Origin of the sequence: Niallia circulans NBRC 13626 (genome assembly GCF_001591585.1) — a bacterium.
Taxonomy (GTDB): Bacteria; Bacillota; Bacilli; order Bacillales; family Cytobacillaceae; genus Niallia; species Niallia circulans.
On sequence record NZ_BCVE01000039.1, the window covers coordinates 1 to 19,674 of the forward strand.

Genomic DNA, 19,674 nt, shown 5'->3' on the forward strand with positions numbered 1-19,674 from the left:
TTATCGTAGGGAGGTGTCCTGAAGTTTGCTAGGCGGTAGGCGCCGGAGCTAGACATTCAAGAAAAGCGCAGGGCACCCGGTTAGAATTTATAGTACTTTTACTATTGGACGAAATCGGCAAAGCAATTGTTTCATGATTCACAAAGCAAGTAAGAAAGTTTATTCTTTCAAAATAAAAAAGGGGTTGTCCGAAAAGAGAAAATCGTTAGACTTCATCTTTTTTGGGACACCCCTTTATCCTATTCTTCCGTTTCGGTCTGTTCGTCTTTCTTAATTCGTGATAATGCTAATTCATACGCGTCGTTACCATAATTTAAGCATCGTTTTACACGAGATATAGTTGCGGTACTTGCACCTGTTTCTTTTTCAATTGTATGATAAGTATTGCCCTCTCGAAGCATCCTTGCAACTTCTAACCGCTGCGACAGTGATTGAATTTCATTCACTGTGCATAAATCATCAAAAAACTGATAGCATTCTTCTAAACTCTCTAGGGAGAGAATGGACTCAAATAATTGATCCAACTCTCTTCCTCTTAATTTATCTATTTGCATAGGAACCTCCATTTTTTCCTTAATGAATTACTCCATGGATTAAAAAACTATTTAATCATTTTTTCAACGTAACAGCACTCTTTAGGCCTGGGGTAGAAGGAATAATATTTATCCATGTCTTTCCTGGTACGAGTCCAACTTGTTTATCTTCTTTAAATGGGAGAATTCGCCCGTTTATATTTTTCCAATTTACTTCCTGCCATCTTCCATGCTGTAACAAATATGCATTGCCGCCAGATAGTAAATCAATGTCTTTCCTTCCTTTATTATCAACAACCTTATGACTGGTTTCAATAATAAAAACATTATCTACCGCAACAGATGCCTTAGTCTCATTATCTATTGTTTGTTCTCCATCTGAAAAACGAATATATTTCTGGACATCCTGATCATATAAAAACTGTGAATTATAGTTTGGATTTTCCCCATAATTAATGCTAATCGAACTTGACTCTTCTCCCTCGATTTCCTCTAACCCCTTTGTATTTAAAAATAACAAAGGTTCTGGTGCCCCCTTAAGTGAATAATTCTTTGCATTTGCCCCCTTCTCAATATTAGCAAAGCTTATGTAAGAATTATGAGGTGCAACTCGGTCAGGGGACCTTTTAAAGAGGGTGCCATCATACTCCATCCCATTTAAATTATCAATATAACCGTTTGTAAGTAGTTTTTTTGCTTCTGGACTATATCCATGAGCAATATATAAACTATTATAACCCTTTGCTAGCTCGATATAATAGTCTCGGGAACTACGGACAGGGCCAATAAGCTTAGGGTTTGAACTTTGAAAAATCGCTAGAAATCGGGTAACTTCTCCTTCTGCTAATACTTCATACACAATATCTGCTTCTGTCAGTCCTGTTTGAGGTCTCGCTTTAGGATGATTATTAATCATAACAGAAACTGCACGATTCGTACTTTCTGTGTTACTTGGCAGCCCAGATAGTGGATACAAAGTGGAAAGATCTGTTATCCCCTCTTCATCCTTCGCTCCATTGCTGGTCTGATTACCATTATGTTTTCCTACATCTTTCGGTTCACTATTGCAGGCTGTTAAGATAAAAAGCAGAATTAGAGAAACAATCCACCTTTTTTTCATAGCCCCCTCCTATTTTGTTATCGGTGCAATGGGAATGTTTGTGACTATATAACTACTCTGCTTATAAGAGAATAGAACTTTATCCACTAAATATATCAGAATATTCTAATTAAACAACAGGACTCTTTTATATTTTAACGCATTATCGCTGGAAAGAGTACAGTTTTATTCATTACATCATATAAACCTTTTTGGGTTATTCGAATATATGGTAAATGAGTGGAGGTAAAAAATACAATTGTATAAATTGGGTCCTCATAACGATAACCTCTGTCCTTTATATATTCGAATAGTTCTTTTTCTTTTTCAATTAATTCTTCCATCGGCATGGAAGCCATCATCCCTCTTAATGGCAAAGGAATTTCTATATCAATCTTGCCGTCTTTCACTAAGACAATCCCTCCGCCTATTTCTTTTAATCGTTCAAATGCGGTTATCATATCTTTTTGACTTTTTCCTAATAACACAATATCTCCATCACCTGTATAAGAACTAGCCATTCCTCCAATTCTATTGGAGAAGCCCTTTAATAAAGTATTGATTCGCCATTCTCCTTCTCGGTCAATCAACATGAAATAACATTCATCATGTTCCTCTGTCAGAATAGTATCAGAAACATTAATGGAAATGGAATATGGCTTTGTAATGACGGCATTTTCCAAGCTTATTCCAAACGGCATCGAAAATTGCATATCAAGACTATTTACATTCCACTTTATATCTAATGGACTTAAATCAAACTGTTTCCAATCAACAGGAGGATACGCCTCTTTCATTTCTTTGCCATCTTTTTTCACCCAAATTCCTTTGGCTAATACAGAAACAGGAGTTGGATTTTTTTTATCCTTCAGAAAGTTGATATTTGCGACTCTTCCAGTTGCAATATTCCCATGCAAATGTTCCATTCCATGATATTTAGCGATATTAATGGTTGCCATATTATAGGCATCTATTACTGGTACGCCATGATTCATCGCAATCCGAATAAGCTGATCAATATGACCATTTTCATAAAAGGAAGAAGGAGATCCATCTGTTGTTAACATAAAATAATCATAATGTTCAATTCCCAATTCTTTTATTTCCTTTAATAATTTCGGTAAATCTGGGCGAATAGACGAATAACGAAGACTAACTTTGTATCCTTGGAGCAAACGATTTAACACTTCTTTCCCTGTCATTGCTTCATGATCACTATCCACTCCGAGCAACATCAATTTGGCCAGTGTTTTCTCCGATGCTCCTGGAAAATGTCCCTCAATTCTTTTTCTTAATCTCTTCGTCTCCTGCATCCAATGAAGCATCATATCGTCACCATCGAGAAGCCTCGGCCATCCCGTTAGCTCTCCACCTTGAATAACTGCCTCATGCTCCAGCCAACTTTTTACATTCCCATGAGAAAATACCAGTTCTTCCTCTTGTAACTCTGTTTGAGCATCATACCTGCCCCACCATAATATGGTGGAAGGAATATCATTCATAAAGTTCAAAAAAGTAAACGCTTTCTTTTTTTCTAACTGCATAGCCAATACTAAGTTATCATTTATATGTGTCGTTGTTCCAAATTGTGATGTATATCGGGCTAATGTTAGGGGATTATAAATTTGAAAAGGATGCGCATGTGGTTCAATGTACCCTGGAACTAAAAAAAGATTAGTGCAATCAACAATTTCTGCTCGATCTATTTGTTTGGGCATATCGTTGCCCACATAAATAATTCTATCTTGATATATCCATATATTAGCAAGAAACCACTTTCGTAAGACCTGATTTAAATAAGTTGCATTCTTTAAAACGATTGAAGGGGATTTTTCACCATTCAAAATGGATACATGGTCACGCAAAACTTTGTTTTTCCATCGATATCGTTGAGCTAACACTACGCTTCCTCCCTTTTCATATCTGTAACCTGTATATAAAAAAATGTAACAATTTTTCTTTATTTATTTGATGAAGAAATTGTATGGAATTTCCTAAGATTAACATTATTTTACCATATAAAGTAACAATTCATATTACCGTTTTGTTAAATTTATGTAGGAGGAACGAAACTTATGAATCCAAAACAAAATATAAGTTTGATTAACGCGCTTATTCGAATTACTTGCGGCTTTACATTTCTCGCATGGAGCACAGCAAAAATGGCCAAGAAGCCTTATAAACAATCTTATTTACTTATTGCTCTACTTGCTGGAATGAAAATTGCAGAAGGGATTGTTCGTTATTGTCCAATTGTTGCTCTTTATGAGAAAAAGGATGCAATTATGCCAAAATCCGAGCACAGCCATTCTAAAAGTAAAGGTTCCAATATACCTTCATCTGGTAATAGTAAAACCACTAAATCTGCTTCGTCATCTAAGGAAGTTGCTGAGATGATGGAACAATTTAGTCCAGAGAAAATATTTTCCCCAGATGATATGAAAAAATAATCACTACATGGGCTATCCAAGAGATTGGATAGCCTTTATCTCTTACTGATTATAGGTTTAGGATTACTTGGATGTGGTAAATGCATAACAGAAATGAACGAAGGAGCTGATCAAATGACAAATCCGAAAAATCCACTGGATCTATACTATAACGATAACTTTCCAAAACAATATCAGGAGCCTCCTGGTGTCCAAGCTAAAATGGACCCCCAACCTGACTGTGGAGAAACTAGCTATCAAGGATCTGGTAAATTAAAGAATCGAAAAATATTAGTTACCGGTGGCGATTCTGGAATTGGGCGTGCAGCTGCCATCGCTTATGCTCGTGAAGGTGCAGATGTAGCGATTAACTACCTTCCAGAAGAACAAGAAGATGCTGATGAAGTACAAAAGCTAGTCGAAGCAGCAGGGCAAAAAGCTGTTCTTATACCTGGAGATTTAAGTGATGAAAGTTTCTGTAAAGACTTAGTGGACAAAGCCTATAATGAGCTTGGTGGACTCGATGTATTAGCTTTAGTTGCAGGTAAACAACAAGCAGTTGATGATATTATGGAACTTTCTACAGAGCAGCTACGAAAAACTTTCGAAGTAAATGTATTCTCTCTCTATTGGGTAGTGAAAGCAGCACTTCCATACTTACCAAAGGGAGCTTCTATTATCACAACTACGTCTGTTCAAGGCTATAACCCTAGCCCAAATTTACTAGATTATGCTCCATCTAAATTTGCTATCAATGGCTTTACTCGTGGACTTGCCAAGCAATTAGCATCTAAAGGAATCCGGGTAAACTCCGTTGCTCCAGGCCCAATTTGGACTGCCTTACAAATTACAGGCGGACAGCCAAGTGAAGCCATCCCAACGTTCGGTCAGCAAGCTCCATTAAAACGAGCAGGACAACCAGTCGAACTATCTAGTATTTATGTTTTCTTAGCATCCGATGAATCTAGCTATGTTACCGCACAAATATACGGTATAACAGGCGGAATTGAATTAGCATAAATTTTAAAGTGGAAGTTCTTTCATTGCCTATGTTAATGGACTAAGAGGAGCTTCCTCTTTTCCTTTTAGCCTTCTTTTTCTGCTTCCGGGCACAGAGAGCCTTTCTCTATTGCCTTTCACTATATATACGTATGTTATCCAATTAACATACTAAAATAACAAAAAATCCCCATATGCAATCAACAAAGTTCGCATACAGGGTTTTCTTCTTATTTTATTGCTTTAAAGCCAATGTCTTTTCGATAAAAAATACCATCGCTTTCTAATTTCTCTAGTTCCTTATATACTTTATCCTGTGCCGCTTTTAATGTACGGCTCTTAGCAGCAACTAACAAAACACGTCCGCCATTCGTGGTAAATGCACCAGTTTCACTTAGGTCGGTTCCTGCATGAAAAATAGAGACATCCTCCATTTTATCTAATCCTTGGATAACCGCACCTTTTTCATATGCCCCTGGATAGCCTTTTGCCGCAATGACTACTCCTAGCATATCCTCTTCATACCATTCAATCGATGGAGTTTCTCCATTTAAAATAGATAAAATGACTTCCACTAAATCGGACTTCATACGTGGCAAGATAACTTGTGTTTCTGGGTCCCCTAGTCTTGCGTTAAACTCAATTACTTTGGGACCTTTATCTGTTGCAATTAAGCCAGCGTATAAAATACCTGTAAACGTTCTGTCTTCTGCTATCATTGCTTTTGCAGTTGGTTTGACTATTGTTTCAATGGCAGTTTGCACGATTGCCGGATCAATATGTGGAACAGGAGAATAAGCCCCCATCCCCCCTGTATTTGGCCCTTTATCTCCGTCAAAAGCACGTTTATGATCTTGCGCAATTTCTAACGGAATCACAGTTTCTCCATTCACAAAGGACATTAAAGAAAATTCTTCTCCGGCTAAAAACTCTTCAATAACGACTGTTGCAGATGCACTTCCGAATTTTTCACCAACAAGCATTTCCTGGATGCTTTCTAGTGCCTCTTCCAGGTTCATAGCCACGGTTACACCTTTTCCTGCTGCTAATCCGTCTGCTTTAATAACAATTGGTGCACCCATTTCCTCAATATATGCTTTCGCCGCCTCATAATCCGAAAAGGTTTGGTATTCCCCTGTTGGAATTTGATATTTCTTCATTAAATCTTTTGCAAAAGATTTGCTTCCTTCTATTTCTGCGGCACGTTGATTCGGACCAAATACTTTTAAGCCAGCTGCTTGAAATGCATCTACTACACCCAGAAGTAACGGTACTTCTGGGCCGACAATGGTTAAATCAATCTTTTGCGTAAGTGCAAAATCAACCAGTTTTTCGACCTCTGTTTCTTCTATTGCAACACGCTCTGCCACATCAGTCATTCCTACATTTCCTGGCGCTACAAAAACTGTTTCAACTTTTTCACTTTCGCTTACTTTTGTACAAATCGCATGCTCCCGACCACCGCGGCCAATAACAAGTACTTTCATTCTTTTATATCCCCCAAGCTTTCAAGATATTAATGTTTGAAATGTCTTACTCCTGTTAATACCATTGCAATTCCGTATTCATTGGCTTTTTTGATGGAATCTTCGTCACGAATACTTCCACCTGTTTGAATAATTGCTGTTACTCCCGCTTTTGCAGCCGCTTCAACCGTGTCATCCATCGGGAAAAATGCATCTGATGCTAATACTGCCCCTACTGCTTTTTCTCCTGCTTGCTCTAAAGCAATTTTTGCAGAACCAACACGATTCATTTGCCCTGCACCGACACCTAGCGTCATTTCTTTGTTATTTACTACAATGGCATTTGACTTAACGTGCTTCACAATTTTCCATCCGAATTTCAGCGCTTCCCACTCTTCGTCTGTAGGCTTCTTGTCTGTAGGAATGGTGATGGTAGCATCCTCTAGAGAATAGCGATCAAAATCTTGTGTTAATAATCCACCCTCAATCGAAGTGAATTTCATTTCTTTGCTGCTCCCTGTTCCAAAAGGAATCGTTAATAAACGGATATTTTTCTTTGCTTGTAAAATATCTAATGCTTCTTGGGAATACGAAGGAGCAATTACTATTTCTAAGAAAATTTCATGCAGTTTCCTAGCTGTCTCTGCATCTACTTCTCTATTTAATGCAATAATCCCGCCAAAAATAGAGACTGGATCTGCTTCATATGCTTTAGAAAAAGCTGTGAAAATATCTTCGCCTGTCCCAACTCCACAAGGATTACTATGTTTAATCGCAACTGCAGCAGGATCTGTAAATTCTTTTACAATTTGGATAGCAGCATCTGCATCATTGATATTATTGTAAGACAGCTCTTTTCCGTGCAGTTGCGTTGCATTTGCAATCGAAAATTCAGATCCTAAAGGCTTGCGGTAAAAGGCTGCCTTTTGATGTGGATTTTCTCCATAGCGTAAAGATTGTTTTAGTTCATATGTAACCGTTAATTTCTCTGGTGTTTCCTCTTCCGTAAGCTCTGTCATATATTCTGCAATCATCGCATCATAAGCAGCTGTATGACGGAACACCTTTGCTGCAAGTCTGCGTCTCGTTTCAAACGATACTTCTGCTTTCTGCTTTAATTCCGAAATAACCGTTTGATAATCAACAGGATCAACCACTACTGTTACATACTGATGATTTTTTGCCGAGGCACGAAGCATTGTTGGTCCGCCAATATCAATATTTTCAATTGCATCTTCTACTGTTACATCCGGCTTCGCAATCGTTTGTTGAAAAGGATATAAATTAACACATACAAGTTGAATTGGATCAATCTTATGCTCTTCTAATTGAGCAGCATGACTAGGCTCATCGAATTTAGCAAGCAATCCTCCATGAATATAAGGATTTAAAGTTTTCACTCTACCTTCTAGGATTTCAGGAAAGCCAGTGACTTCACTAACACTCATTACAGGAATCCCACTATCTTGAATTGCCTTTTTTGTTCCGCCTGTCGAAATTAACTCAAAACCTAATTCATGAAGCTCTTTTGCAAAATCTGTAATACCTGTTTTATCAGAAACACTAATTAACGCTCTTTTTTTCATTATTATTCCTCCTGATATTTCATGCCTGTTGATTACGTACTTATTAATGAAATGCTTCTGCTTTATGGAGCAATTGTTGAATTACCTTTGGATATAACTGGTGCTCTAACGCCTGGATTTTTTCTTGCACGCTTTCCCTAGTATCTTCTTCAGTTAAGGTAATGGATTCTTGCGCAATAACGGGACCGGTATCCATTCCTGCATCCACATAATGAATCGTAATGCCCGTTTGCTCGACCCCTGCCTCTATTGCTTGTCCTATGGCATCCTTGCCTGGGAAAGATGGCAGAAGAGATGGATGAATATTGATTATTTTTCCTGCATAAGCTTGTAAAAGTGTGTCGCCTACTAATCTCATATATCCTGCAAGAACAATTAAATCAATTTTATTCTTATCTAAATGCATTAAAATTTCTTTTTCATACTCCGCTTTTTCTGGATAATTCTTCGCTGCAAAAACAAAGGTGGGAATTTCTTCTTTCATCGCTCTATCAATCACATAAGCTCCTGGTTTATCTGAAACTAATAGAGTAATAGAGGCATTTAATTCGCCTCGTTTCACTGCATTTATTATTGCCTGAAAGTTAGATCCATTACCAGAAGCAAAAACAGCAATCCGCTTCATATACATTCCTCCGCCTTTATTTGAGGATGATATTTATTTCCCCGTCGTCTGTTACTCTTCCAATTGTATACGCCTTTTCTCCTATTCGAGTAAAGTGATCAATGATCTGTTCTTCGTCCTCATTGCTTACAGCAAGAACCATTCCCGTTCCCATATTAAAGATGTTATACATCTCTTTACGATCGATTTCGCCAATTTTCTCCATTTTTTCAAAAACAGCAGGTACTTCCCAATTAGCTTCGTCCAATTCCATTCCCAAACCATCTGGAAGCATTCTTGGAATATTTTCGATAAATCCTCCCCCAGTAATATGAGCGAGACCTTTAATTTCAAATTCTTTTAGAGCAGAAAGAACGGGCTTTACATAAATTCTAGTCGGCTTGATTAACTCTTCTCCTAATGTACAGCCGAATTCCTCGATATAATCAGATAAAGACATATTCGCTTGTTCGAAAAATAATTTTCGCACTAGAGAATAGCCATTGCTATGAATACCGTTAGAAGCAAGACCAATCAAGACATCCCCTGCCTGGATTTTTTCACCTGTTACAATTTTTTCTTTTTCACAAGCTCCCACAGCAAATCCTGCTAGATCATATTCTTCTTCCTCATACATGCCCGGCATTTCAGCTGTTTCTCCGCCAACCAACGCACATCCGGCTTGCTCACAACCGTCTGCAATTCCTTTGACAATGGCCTCGATTTTACTAGGCTCAGCTTTTCCACAAGCAATATAGTCAAGGAAATAGATTGGTTCTGCCCCTTGGACGACGATATCATTTACGCACATTGCCACAGCATCAATTCCAATCGTATCGTGCTTATCCAGCATAAAAGCAAGCATTAACTTTGTTCCTACCCCATCTGTCCCCGATACCAAAACGGGGTTTTGTAAATTTAGAACAGATAAATCAAACATGCCGCCAAATCCGCCTAATCCCCCCAGAACGCCTGGGCGAATCGTTTTCTTCACATGCTTCTTCATTCTTGTTACTGCCTCATAGCCTGCTTCTATATTAACGCCTGCTTGTTTATAAGCCTCAGCCATTTTATGCCTCCTAAATTGTGATAATTCAATGGAAAAGCGACATCATCGCATGCCGCTTTTCTTTTATTTACCGTTATTGTTACACTTTTTCATATGGATGATCAGCGTTCGGATAAATTTCAGTTGGGTACTTGCCAGTAAAGCAAGCTAAACAATGCCCTCTATTTTCTCCATCATCTGTACGGCCAATCGCATCAATCATTCCTTCTGTGCTTAAGAAGATAAGAGAATCAGCACCAATTATTTCACGAAGTTCTTCAACGGAATATTTCGATGCTATTAGCTCTTCTTTAGTAGATGTATCAATTCCATAGAAACAAGGATTTTTAATTGGTGGAGAGCTGATTAATACATGCACTTCTGTTGCTCCTGCTTCTCTTAGCATCGTTACAATACGTCTACTTGTTGTACCACGTACAATAGAATCATCCACCATTATTACTCTTTTCCCTTCTACCACTCCCCGAACAGCCGAAAGCTTCATCTTGACACCTTGCTCGCGAAGGGATTGCGAAGGTTGAATAAATGTTCTGCCAACATAGCGATTTTTAATCAGTCCAAGCTCGTACGGTATTCCTGTTGCTTCCGCATATCCGATTGCTGCAGAAATACTAGAATCAGGTACTCCCGTTACTACATCTGCTTCAATTGGTGCTTCGATTGCTAATCTTTTCCCAAGATTTTTACGCGCAGTATGGACATTGATCCCATTGATGTTGCTATCAGGTCTGGAAAAATAAACATACTCCATTGTACACATTGCAATATTAGATGCGACAGAAAACATCTCTGAACGAAAGCCATTGTCATCAATGATCAACAGTTCTCCCGGCAAAATATCACGAACAAACTCTGCTCCTACGACATCAAAGGCGCATGTTTCAGACGCAACAACATAAGCATCTCCTAATTTCCCTAAAGAAAGAGGACGCATTCCATTTGGATCTAAGGCAACCATTAATTCTGTTTCCGTTAAAATAAGAAAAGCATAGGCACCTTTAATCATTGTCAGTGCATTTTTCACTCTTTCCTTAAAAGCCGCAAAGCCGCCTCTTCTAATTAAATGTGCAAGCACCTCTGTATCAGAGCTTGTTTGAAAAATACTTCCTTGTGCTTCTAGCTGGCTTTTTAAAGCTGTCGCATTTACTAGGTTTCCGTTGTGAGCAAGTGCCATACTTCCGCTTTGGAAGTGGAACAGAAGAGGCTGGACATTTTCATAGCCTCCTCCTCCTGCTGTTGCATAACGCACATGACCTATTGCTGCTTTTCCACTTAATTCTTTTATTGCTTCTTGCGTGAAAATTTCAGAGACTAATCCCTCTCCCTTGATTCCCTTTAATTTTTCACCATCTGTTGCTACAATGCCAGTGCCTTCTTGACCACGATGCTGTAAGCTATGCAGTCCATAATATGCCAATTGAGATGCATCCTCATGTCCCCAGACACCAAAAATGCCACATTCCTCATTTAACCCTCTTATTTCAGCAAGCATGGAATTGCTCCTCTCCAGGCGTTCGTTAATGAATCAACCTGCTCATTTACTAGAATAGTTTCCCCTTGGCTAATGGTAAGAACGGCTGTATCTGTAACTTCTCCTACTAGTGTAGCAGGAACTAATTTTTCAAAAGTCTCTTTGTTTTCTGGTTTAATTGAAAGCAAGAAACGTGATTGTGATTCACTAAAAAGTGCTGTTACAGCATCTTCTGTAACATTTACTTTTGCTCCTAAGCCTTTTGAGCTGATTAAGCTTTCCGCAACAGCAACTGCTAACCCGCCTTCAGCTAAATCGTGAGCAGATTCTACAACGCCTGCACGAATTGCCTCCAGCACTGCTTGCTGATACGTTTTTTCAAGCTCTAAATCTAAGGAAGGTGCCTTGCCAGAAATAGTTCCTTCAAGCATTTTTTGCAGCTCACTTCCGCCAAACTCTGCTTTTGTTTCCCCGAGCACATAAATTAAGTCACCAGCAGATTTAAAGCTTTGTGTAGTAATGTCTTTCGTATCCTTTATTAATCCGACCATGCCAATGACAGGAGTAGGATAGATAGCTGTTCCATTTGTTTCATTATATAAAGAGACATTCCCGCCGATTACTGGTGCATTCAAAGCTAAGCAAGCTTCACTGATTCCATCTGCCGCTTTTTCAATTTGCCAGAAAATCTCTGGTTTCTCTGGATTTCCAAAATTTAAGTTATCTGTAATGGCAAGTGGTTCTGCCCCAGAACAAACAATATTACGTGCTGCTTCTGCTACTGCAATCTTGCCGCCTGTTTCTGGATCTAAGTATAAATATCTTGCATTACAGTCCGTTGTCATCGCTAATGCCTTTTTCGTTCCGCGAATACGTACTACAGCTGCATCAGAACCTGGCGCCACTACTGTATTCGTACGAACCATATAGTCATATTGATTATAAACCCACTCTTTGCTTGCAATTGTAGGCTGTTTTAACAGATTAAGAAGTGTTTCTCCATAGTTATTTACGGTAGGAATATAGTTTTCCATTGCTTGGAACTCGCGATAATATGTTGGTTCACTAGATGGCTTATGATAGACAGGAGCATCCTCTGCTAAAGCATCTGCAGGAACATTTGCTACTATTTCTCCTTTATGAAGAAGACGAAGCATTTTATCATCTGTTACAACACCAATTGCTACTGCTTCTAAATCATATTTATGGAAAAGATCTTTAATTTCTTGTTCTCTTCCTTTTTTTACGACAATCAACATACGTTCTTGTGATTCAGAAAGCATCATTTCATAAGCAGTCATTCCTGTCTCACGCTGTGGTACTAAATCTAAATTCATTTCAATACCAGAGCCGGCTTTACTCGCCATTTCTGCACTAGAGCTTGCCAGTCCTGCAGCACCCATATCCTGAATACCAACTAATGCATCTGATTGAATCAGTTCAAGACATGCTTCAAGAAGAAGCTTTTCCATAAATGGATCCCCAACTTGTACTGCTGGACGCTTTTCATCTGAGTTCTCTGTTAATTCCTCAGATGCAAATGTCGCACCATGAATACCGTCACGTCCTGTTTTGGCTCCAACATACATCACCGTATTCCCGACACCATGCGCTTGGCCTTTTTTAATATCCTCATGATTAATTAAACCAACACACATCGCATTTACAAGAGGATTTCCAGCATAGGAATCATCAAATGCAATTTCTCCACCAACTGTTGGAATCCCTATACAGTTACCATAGCCAGCAATTCCAGCAACTACTTCTCTAAAAAGATATTTTGTCCGTTCATTATCTAATTCACCGAAGCGTAAAGAGTTAAGAATAGCAATTGGTCTTGCTCCCATGGAGAAGACATCACGGATAATTCCACCTACGCCTGTTGCAGCACCTTGATATGGTTCTATAGCAGATGGATGGTTGTGACTCTCGATTTTAAACGCAACCGCTTGACCATCGCCAATATCTACAATTCCTGCACCCTCGCCAGGCCCTTGTAACACTTGAGATCCTGTAGTTGGGAATTTTCTTAATACTGGCTTCGAATTTTTATAACTGCAATGTTCTGACCACATAACAGAAAATAACCCAATCTCCGTATAGTTAGGAAGACGGCCAAGAATTCCTTCTACCATCGCAAACTCTTCATCCGTCACACCCATTTGTTTGTAAATTTCTTCTGATTTAATTTGTTCTGGACTTGGTTCAAGCATTAACGACATTTGCTTCCCTCCACTGACTAACGATTGATTTAAATATTTTCAGACCATCTGCTCCACCTAATAGCTCATCTACCGCTCTTTCTGGATGTGGCATCATGCCAAGGACATTTCCTTTTTCATTTGTGATTCCCGCAATATTTTCTAAACTTCCGTTTGGATTTGTACCATTATAAGTAAAGACAATTTGGTTGTTTGCTTTTAAGTTTGCTAATGTTTTTTCATCACAGTAGTAATTCCCTTCTCCATGCGCAATTGGTACTGTGATTACTTCATTTACATCATATTCAGAAGAAAACATTGTACGATTATTCACTACTTGCAGTTCAACTGGCTTACAGATAAACTTTAAGCTTTCATTTCTTCGCATTGCGCCAGGCAGTAAACCTGCTTCTAATAATATTTGGAATCCATTACATACACCGAGAACTGGTTTGCCTGCTTCTGCTGCTTTCACTACTTCTTTCATTACATTACTGAATCTTGCAATTGCTCCTGTACGAAGATAGTCACCATATGAGAATCCCCCAGGCAGCAAAATTCCATCAAAGCCTTCTAAGCTGTCTGTATCATGCCATACGTATTCTACTTCTTCCCCAAGCTCATCTTTCACCGCATGGAACATATCAACATCACAATTGGACCCTGGAAATACGATTACTGCAAACTTCACTGTGCAACAACCTCCTCCACCTCATAGCGGTAATCTTCAATCACAGTATTAGCAAGTAACTTTTCGCACATTTCCTTCACTAGTTCATCGATATTTCGTTCTGATTTATCAATCGTTAATTCTAAGTACTTCCCGATACGGACATCTTCTACTTGTTTATAATTTAATGAATGTAGGGATCCTTTTACCGCATTTCCTTGTGGATCTAATACACTTTCTCTTAATGTGATATATACTTTAACCTTAAACATATTGACTTCCCCCTAGTCTCCCTAAAATATTTTCATATGCATCTGTTAAATTTCCTAAATCGCGGCGAAATACATCTTTATCTAATTTCGCATTTGTTTCTTTATCCCAAAGGCGGCATGTATCTGGCGAAATTTCATCAGCAAGAAGAACATTTCCCTCTTTGTCTTTGCCAAATTCTAATTTAAAATCAACTAGGTTAATTCCCAATTCTCCAAACAACCTGCATAATACTTCATTTACTTCCAATGCCTTCTTCTTTAAAATGGCAACTTCCTCTGTTGAGGCAAGCTTTAATTCTTCGATATGGTCCTCCGTAATCATGGGGTCACCTAATGCATCATCTTTGTAGTAAAACTCAACTAGCGGTTTTGATAACGAAATCCCCTCTTTTATTCCTAATCTTTTTGAAAAACTGCCTGCTGCTAAATTTCGAACAACTACTTCTAACGGAATAATGTCTACTTTTTTCACAAGCTGTTCTGTTTCTGACAATTTTTTCACGAAATGCGATGGAATACCAAAGTCTTTTAACTTTAAGAATAATAAACTAGTAATCTCATTATTTAATCGACCTTTGCCTGTAATAGTTGCTTTCTTCTCTCCATTAAAGGCAGTAGCGGAATCCTTATATTCCAGCCAAACTATATTCTCATCCGAAGTTTCATACACTCTTTTTGCTTTTCCTTCATACAATAAAGCTCTCTTTTCCATTTGAAGAGTCTCCTTATCAAAAAAATTAGGGATAAAACGAAAAATTCTAACTTGTAATTCCTTACTCAAAATTCGGTATATTCTGTTTTCATAATTTATAGTAGAGCTGTCATTTTATGTGACAGCTCTTATTTTTTTATAGGCCAAGACGATCAAAAATCGTATCAACATGTTTAATATGGAAGTGATAATCAAAACAATCATCAATCTCTTCTTTTGTTAACTTAGAAGAAATGACTGCATCATTATCCACCAGCTCACGGAACGGTACTTGCTTTTCCCATGATTCCATTGCTCTAGGCTGTACAGTATCATACGCCTCTTCTCTTGTAAGCCCCTTATCAATTAGAGCAAGTAATACTCGTTGTGAGTAAATTAAGCCAAGCGTACGATCCATATTACGTTTCATATTCTCTGGGAATACAGTTAAATTTTTCACGATATTGCCAAAACGATTTAACATATAATTTAAGGCAATTGTTGCATCAGGAATAATGATTCGCTCTGCAGATGAATGAGAAATATCTCTTTCATGCCATAGAGGAACATTTTCATAGGCAGTCAGCATATAGCCACGTATAACACGAGCAAGACCTGCCATGTTTTCTGAACCAATTGGGTTACGCTTATGCGGCATAGCCGAGGAACCTTTTTGTCCTTTGGCGAAAAACTCTTCCACTTCTCTAGTTTCACTTTTTTGCAGTCCACGAATTTCCACTGCAAATTTTTCAATAGATGTAGCGATTAATGCTAGTGTTGACATATAATCCGCATGACGATCACGCTGTAATGTTTGCGTAGAAATCGGAGCTGGCTTAATCCCCAATTCTTTACATACATATTGTTCTACAAAAGGATCAATATTTGCATAAGTTCCAACTGCACCAGAAATTTTGCCATATTCAATTCCTTCAGCAGCTGCCTTAAATCTCTCAAGGTTACGTTTCATTTCCTCATGCCATAAAGCAAGCTTTAAACCAAAAGTAGTTGGTTCTGCATGCACCCCATGTGTACGCCCCATCATAACGGTGTATTTATGCTCTTGTGCTTTATTCTTCAGAATTTCAATAAAGTTCTCTATGTCTTTTAACAAAATTTCATTTGCTTGTTTAATTAAGTAGGAAAGTGCTGTATCTACAACATCTGTAGAAGTTAAACCATAATGCACCCATTTTCGTTCTTCTCCAAGCGTTTCCGATACCGCTCTAGTAAATGCTACAACATCATGTCTTGTATCCATTTCTATTTCTTTAATACGCTCGATATCAAAAGAAGCATTTTCACGGATTTTTTTTACATCCTCTTCTGGAATCTCACCAAGCTTTACCCAAGCCTCACATGCTAAAATTTCTACCTCTAACCATGCTTTAAAGCGATTTTCCTCTGTCCAAATGTTTCCCATTTCGGGTCTTGTGTAACGATCAATCATTGTTTATCCTCCGATTTTTTCTTTCTGTACCTTCCATATGTGCGTATTCTCGATTTCATCCAAAGCCATTTCAACAGAAGAACGAAGCAAAGTAGCATGCCCCATCTTTCTATTTTCTTTAGGATCCTGTTTTCCATAAAGATGAATCTTCCAATCCTGTAACTCAGGAATTTGTCCGATTACCTTTCCTTGGTGCTGACCGAGAATATTAACCATAACAGCAGGTCTTAATAATCTAGTGCTTGCTAACGGCCAATTGCACACCGCACGGATATGCTGCTCAAACTGTGAAGTCTCGCATGCCTCAATTGTATAATGCCCAGAGTTATGTGGTCTAGGAGCCAACTCATTAATATAAATCTCTTCATCCTCTGTCAGAAACATTTCTACTGCTAATGTTCCTACTAAATCTAGATTTTCAGCAAGCTTACTTGCCTTTTCTATCGCTAAGTCCTTTGCTAAGTCACTAATGCGAGCTGGAACAATTGATTCATGCAAAATATTATTAAGATGAATATTTTCACTAACTGGAAAAACAGTAGCTTCTCCCTTTCCACTTCTAGTGATAATAACTGATATTTCCTTATTAAAAGAAATCCATTTTTCTAATACACAGACTCCATTGTTCAAAAGCTTTTCCGCTTCTGCTATTTGACTGCTTTCTTTAATAACATATTGGCCTTTTCCATCATAACCTCCACGAGCCGTTTTTAAAACAGCTGGATAGCCTAATTCTGCTAATCCATTATAAATATCCCTTGCTTTCTCTACCACAACATATGGAGCTATATTAATATCAGCCTGTTCGATTGCCTTTTTTTCCTTTACCCGGTCTTGCGTTATTTCTAATAAAGCTGAACCCTGAGGAACATACGCATTATTGGTTAGCCATTTGAGACAAACCGCATCTATATTTTCAAATTCATACGTAATGACATCACTAATCTCTGCCAGCTTCTTAATAGCAGATAGACTATCATAAGCATCTACTATTTTATAATCAGCTATCTGCCCACAAGGAGAGTCTTCAGTCGGATCTAATACAGCTATTCTAAACCCTTGTGCTTTTGCCGCAATTGCCATCATCCGCCCTAACTGACCGCCACCTATAATGCCAATCGTCTGCCCTGGTAAGATTACTCGATTAGACAAGCTCATCACTACTTTCCATCACTTCTTTTTTTGTTCTTTCTCTCATGGAAAAAAGTCTTTCTGCTAATTCTAAATCTGAAGCACCAAGGATTTGGGCTGCAAGAAGTCCTGCATTAGTTGCCCCAGCTTTTCCAATTGCTACAGTAGCTACAGGAACTCCTCCAGGCATTTGTACAATTGACAATAATGAATCCAGCCCATTTAAAGCTCTTGATTGAACAGGAACTCCTATAACAGGCAAAGTTGTCTTAGCTGCAACCATCCCTGGAAGATGTGCTGCTCCTCCTGCACCAGCAATAATTACTTTAATTCCTCTATCTCTCGCGCTTTCGGCATATTGAAACATTAAGTCAGGAGTACGATGAGCAGAGACTACCTTTTTCTCGTAATCTACTTCCAGTTGATCTAATATGCTGCAAGCATGCTTCATTGTTTCCCAATCTGATTTACTCCCCATGATAATACCAACTGATGCGGTCATGCTCTCCCCCCTGATTCCTATTTAAAAAGCCCTAGACAGAAAACTTCTTCACTAAAAGAGAGAAAGTTCTGTCCAGAGCTTAAATAAACCTGAATAAAGTAGGTTTCTACTTTTTTCAGCTCTTTTTCATTCACTTTCCCTCATAGTCCAGTATTTTACGGTTACCGGGTAGAAACTTATGGGCCATATTCCCATTATTATATGAGGGCTATTTAATTAAACAATTAATTCGTTTATCTGTTAGTTAACACTATACCATCTTAACAAGCATATTTATATATTGTCAACACTAAATGTCGAACAATTAATATAGTTTTATTTTTATTGTTCGTGATTTAACCTTCTAACTGGATAGCTTCAAAGATTATTTGCTGTGACACAGGCTCATAAGACATTTGACCATTTACCTTTACTTCTTTAAAAACAGGCTTTTCCATCCGCTTTATTGGCATATAGCCTTCCTGTTTCATTCTGTCTAAACAGTCATCAATCGACTCATTTGTTTGCACTTCAAATCTTTTTTTCTTACTCATTAAATAACTTTCCTTTCTTAACACTTTTCACCCAGAACCCGCCATAAATTGTTTTAGGCTCATATGCAATTATAAATGCCTTTGGGTCTAATTCTTTAATTGTTTGATATAATTTTAATTCATATTTTCGAGGAGTCAATATCTGCAAAGCCATACGGTCGCCTTCTAATCCTTGTGCAGTCCACGTTGTTACTCCATATCCCTGTGTTCTTAAGGACTTCGGCAAATCTCGATCATATTCCTTTGTAATAACATTTACTGTTATATATCCTAAAGCCAGTTTTTCCTCGATCTTCATCCCTACAATGACTCCTATTCCATAACCAATAGCGTAGGCAAGCAAGTTTTGAATTTGATCTAAATTATCTAAAACCAGCCCTAATCCAATAACATAAATGACTACCTCAATCATACTGATGAAGGCAGCTAAGTATCTTTGTCCCTTTAAAGTTAAAATCATTCGTATCGTAAAAAAAGAAACATAAACAATATTAATTACAAGAATAATCAATATCATTGTAACACTATTTTCAAGCATGTACTTTCTCACTCCCAGATGTATTAATAATCCTATATTATACTTATAATTACCTAATTAGAGAGAAGTAAACAATCTTACCTCTACATCTAGAAGACAGATAAATCAGAAAAATTAATATATTATAGAAGAAAGTAGGATTTTTTTATTTCCTATCTAAATTAATCCCTAAAATCAGATTTATAATTCAAATAATATTTAGTATAGAAAAAGACCTAAAAGCATATTGCTTTTAGGTCTTTTAGTGCCTGGCGACGTCCTACTCTCACAGGGGGAGAACCCCCAACTACCATCGGCGCTGAGAAGCTTAACTTCCGTGTTCGGTATGGGAACGGGTGTGACCTTCTCGCTATCGCCACCAGACTATTTATTTGTGAGGTTGTTCCCTCAAAACTAGATTATGAAGTAAAAAGAAAGAATGAGTAATCAA

General features: G+C 38.0%; 19 protein-coding genes, 1 rRNA gene and 1 riboswitch. Of the genes, 2 read left to right on the forward strand and 18 right to left on the reverse strand.

Annotated elements, in window-relative coordinates:
* Positions 1 to 239 precede the first annotated feature (239 nt).
* The 3 genes from BCI01S_RS23895 to BCI01S_RS23905 form a co-directional block, all read right to left on the reverse strand.
* On the reverse strand, positions 240 to 554 hold the full coding sequence (locus BCI01S_RS23895; RefSeq protein ID WP_047944701.1) for a YerC/YecD family TrpR-related protein: 315 nt from the start codon (positions 552 to 554) through the stop codon (positions 240 to 242).
* A 55-nt stretch (positions 555 to 609) separates the two neighbouring features.
* Positions 610 to 1,653: a DUF3048 domain-containing protein gene (locus BCI01S_RS23900; protein WP_061801299.1), complete on the reverse strand. Its 1,044-nt coding sequence runs from the start codon at positions 1,651 to 1,653 to the stop codon at positions 610 to 612.
* Between the two features lie 134 nt (positions 1,654 to 1,787).
* Positions 1,788 to 3,533, reverse strand: coding sequence for an adenine deaminase C-terminal domain-containing protein (locus tag BCI01S_RS23905; protein ID WP_047944705.1), 1,746 nt, complete (start codon positions 3,531 to 3,533; stop codon positions 1,788 to 1,790).
* Positions 3,534 to 3,707: 174 nt separating this feature from the next.
* Here BCI01S_RS23905 and BCI01S_RS26420 point away from each other — a divergent pair, with 174 nt between their 5' ends.
* Positions 3,708 to 4,082, forward strand: coding sequence for a YgaP-like transmembrane domain (locus tag BCI01S_RS26420; RefSeq protein WP_082138451.1), 375 nt, complete (start codon positions 3,708 to 3,710; stop codon positions 4,080 to 4,082).
* Between the two features lie 114 nt (positions 4,083 to 4,196).
* Positions 4,197 to 5,081 carry an SDR family oxidoreductase gene (locus BCI01S_RS23915; protein ID WP_047944706.1) on the forward strand — a complete coding sequence of 295 codons (885 nt, stop codon included), beginning with the start codon at positions 4,197 to 4,199 and terminating at the stop codon, positions 5,079 to 5,081.
* A gap of 209 nt (positions 5,082 to 5,290) precedes the next feature.
* Here BCI01S_RS23915 and purD read toward each other — a convergent pair whose 3' ends face one another.
* The 15 genes from purD to rrf all read right to left on the reverse strand — a co-directional run bounded on the left by purD (position 5,291) and on the right by rrf (position 19,607).
* Complete coding sequence (gene purD, locus BCI01S_RS23920; protein ID WP_047944708.1) at positions 5,291 to 6,547, reverse strand: phosphoribosylamine--glycine ligase; 1,257 nt, start codon at positions 6,545 to 6,547, stop codon at positions 5,291 to 5,293.
* Between the two features lie 29 nt (positions 6,548 to 6,576).
* A complete protein-coding gene (gene purH, locus BCI01S_RS23925) occupies positions 6,577 to 8,112 on the reverse strand; it encodes a bifunctional phosphoribosylaminoimidazolecarboxamide formyltransferase/IMP cyclohydrolase (protein ID WP_047944709.1) in 1,536 nt (511 codons plus the stop codon).
* 43 nt (positions 8,113 to 8,155) lie between these two features.
* A complete protein-coding gene (gene purN, locus BCI01S_RS23930) occupies positions 8,156 to 8,737 on the reverse strand; it encodes a phosphoribosylglycinamide formyltransferase (protein ID WP_047944710.1) in 582 nt (193 codons plus the stop codon).
* Positions 8,738 to 8,753: 16 nt separating this feature from the next.
* The gene (gene purM, locus BCI01S_RS23935; RefSeq protein WP_047944711.1) at positions 8,754 to 9,785 is read right to left on the reverse strand and encodes a phosphoribosylformylglycinamidine cyclo-ligase; all 1,032 of its coding nucleotides are present in this window, start codon (positions 9,783 to 9,785) and stop codon (positions 8,754 to 8,756) included.
* 79 nt (positions 9,786 to 9,864) lie between these two features.
* On the reverse strand, positions 9,865 to 11,277 hold the full coding sequence (purF, locus tag BCI01S_RS23940) for an amidophosphoribosyltransferase (protein WP_047944712.1): 1,413 nt from the start codon (positions 11,275 to 11,277) through the stop codon (positions 9,865 to 9,867).
* Positions 11,262 to 13,478: a phosphoribosylformylglycinamidine synthase subunit PurL gene (gene purL, locus BCI01S_RS23945; RefSeq protein ID WP_047944714.1), complete on the reverse strand. Its 2,217-nt coding sequence runs from the start codon at positions 13,476 to 13,478 to the stop codon at positions 11,262 to 11,264. The genes purF and purL overlap by 16 nt, the downstream gene beginning before the upstream one ends.
* Positions 13,462 to 14,148, reverse strand: coding sequence for a phosphoribosylformylglycinamidine synthase subunit PurQ (gene purQ, locus BCI01S_RS23950; protein WP_047944716.1), 687 nt, complete (start codon positions 14,146 to 14,148; stop codon positions 13,462 to 13,464). The genes purL and purQ overlap by 17 nt, the downstream gene beginning before the upstream one ends.
* On the reverse strand, positions 14,145 to 14,399 hold the full coding sequence (purS, locus tag BCI01S_RS23955; protein WP_047944717.1) for a phosphoribosylformylglycinamidine synthase subunit PurS: 255 nt from the start codon (positions 14,397 to 14,399) through the stop codon (positions 14,145 to 14,147). Before purS ends, purQ begins: the two co-directional genes overlap by 4 nt.
* A complete protein-coding gene (purC, locus tag BCI01S_RS23960; protein ID WP_061801300.1) occupies positions 14,392 to 15,111 on the reverse strand; it encodes a phosphoribosylaminoimidazolesuccinocarboxamide synthase in 720 nt (239 codons plus the stop codon). The genes purS and purC overlap by 8 nt, the downstream gene beginning before the upstream one ends.
* 136 nt (positions 15,112 to 15,247) lie before the next feature.
* Positions 15,248 to 16,540: an adenylosuccinate lyase gene (gene purB / locus BCI01S_RS23965; protein ID WP_047944719.1), complete on the reverse strand. Its 1,293-nt coding sequence runs from the start codon at positions 16,538 to 16,540 to the stop codon at positions 15,248 to 15,250.
* 3 nt (positions 16,541 to 16,543) lie between these two features.
* On the reverse strand, positions 16,544 to 17,698 hold the full coding sequence (gene purK, locus BCI01S_RS23970) for a 5-(carboxyamino)imidazole ribonucleotide synthase (protein ID WP_172885216.1): 1,155 nt from the start codon (positions 17,696 to 17,698) through the stop codon (positions 16,544 to 16,546).
* Positions 17,685 to 18,173 carry a 5-(carboxyamino)imidazole ribonucleotide mutase gene (purE, locus tag BCI01S_RS23975; protein WP_061801301.1) on the reverse strand — a complete coding sequence of 163 codons (489 nt, stop codon included), beginning with the start codon at positions 18,171 to 18,173 and terminating at the stop codon, positions 17,685 to 17,687. Before purE ends, purK begins: the two co-directional genes overlap by 14 nt.
* A gap of 123 nt (positions 18,174 to 18,296) precedes the next feature.
* Positions 18,297 to 18,398, reverse strand: a riboswitch (purine riboswitch).
* A 110-nt stretch (positions 18,399 to 18,508) separates the two neighbouring features.
* Positions 18,509 to 18,706, reverse strand: a complete 198-nt coding sequence (locus BCI01S_RS23980; RefSeq protein ID WP_047944722.1) for an NETI motif-containing protein — start codon at positions 18,704 to 18,706, stop codon at positions 18,509 to 18,511.
* Positions 18,699 to 19,244, reverse strand: coding sequence for a DUF2179 domain-containing protein (locus BCI01S_RS23985; RefSeq protein WP_047944723.1), 546 nt, complete (start codon positions 19,242 to 19,244; stop codon positions 18,699 to 18,701). The genes BCI01S_RS23980 and BCI01S_RS23985 overlap by 8 nt, the downstream gene beginning before the upstream one ends.
* Before the next feature lie 246 nt (positions 19,245 to 19,490).
* A 5S ribosomal RNA gene (gene rrf, locus BCI01S_RS23990) occupies positions 19,491 to 19,607 on the reverse strand.
* Between the last annotated feature and the right edge of the window lie 67 nt (positions 19,608 to 19,674).

Coding starts and splice junctions, on each gene's coding strand:
- purE (WP_061801301.1), bottom strand. CDS start 18,173: ATGACCGCATCAGTTGGTATTATCATGGGGAGTAAATCAGATTGGGAA.
- BCI01S_RS23915 (WP_047944706.1), top strand. CDS start 4,197: ATGACAAATCCGAAAAATCCACTGGATCTATACTATAACGATAACTTT.
- BCI01S_RS23900 (WP_061801299.1), bottom strand. CDS start 1,653: ATGAAAAAAAGGTGGATTGTTTCTCTAATTCTGCTTTTTATCTTAACA.
- purH (WP_047944709.1), bottom strand. CDS start 8,112: ATGAAAAAAAGAGCGTTAATTAGTGTTTCTGATAAAACAGGTATTACA.
- purS (WP_047944717.1), bottom strand. CDS start 14,399: ATGTTTAAGGTTAAAGTATATATCACATTAAGAGAAAGTGTATTAGAT.
- BCI01S_RS26420 (WP_082138451.1), top strand. CDS start 3,708: ATGAATCCAAAACAAAATATAAGTTTGATTAACGCGCTTATTCGAATT.
- purM (WP_047944711.1), bottom strand. CDS start 9,785: ATGGCTGAGGCTTATAAACAAGCAGGCGTTAATATAGAAGCAGGCTAT.
- purL (WP_047944714.1), bottom strand. CDS start 13,478: ATGTCGTTAATGCTTGAACCAAGTCCAGAACAAATTAAATCAGAAGAA.
- purC (WP_061801300.1), bottom strand. CDS start 15,111: ATGGAAAAGAGAGCTTTATTGTATGAAGGAAAAGCAAAAAGAGTGTAT.
- purD (WP_047944708.1), bottom strand. CDS start 6,547: ATGAAAGTACTTGTTATTGGCCGCGGTGGTCGGGAGCATGCGATTTGT.
- BCI01S_RS23980 (WP_047944722.1), bottom strand. CDS start 18,706: ATGAGTAAGAAAAAAAGATTTGAAGTGCAAACAAATGAGTCGATTGAT.
- purB (WP_047944719.1), bottom strand. CDS start 16,540: ATGATTGATCGTTACACAAGACCCGAAATGGGAAACATTTGGACAGAG.
- purK (WP_172885216.1), bottom strand. CDS start 17,698: ATGAGCTTGTCTAATCGAGTAATCTTACCAGGGCAGACGATTGGCATT.
- BCI01S_RS23985 (WP_047944723.1), bottom strand. CDS start 19,244: ATGCTTGAAAATAGTGTTACAATGATATTGATTATTCTTGTAATTAAT.
- purF (WP_047944712.1), bottom strand. CDS start 11,277: ATGCTTGCTGAAATAAGAGGGTTAAATGAGGAATGTGGCATTTTTGGT.
- purN (WP_047944710.1), bottom strand. CDS start 8,737: ATGAAGCGGATTGCTGTTTTTGCTTCTGGTAATGGATCTAACTTTCAG.
- BCI01S_RS23895 (WP_047944701.1), bottom strand. CDS start 554: ATGCAAATAGATAAATTAAGAGGAAGAGAGTTGGATCAATTATTTGAG.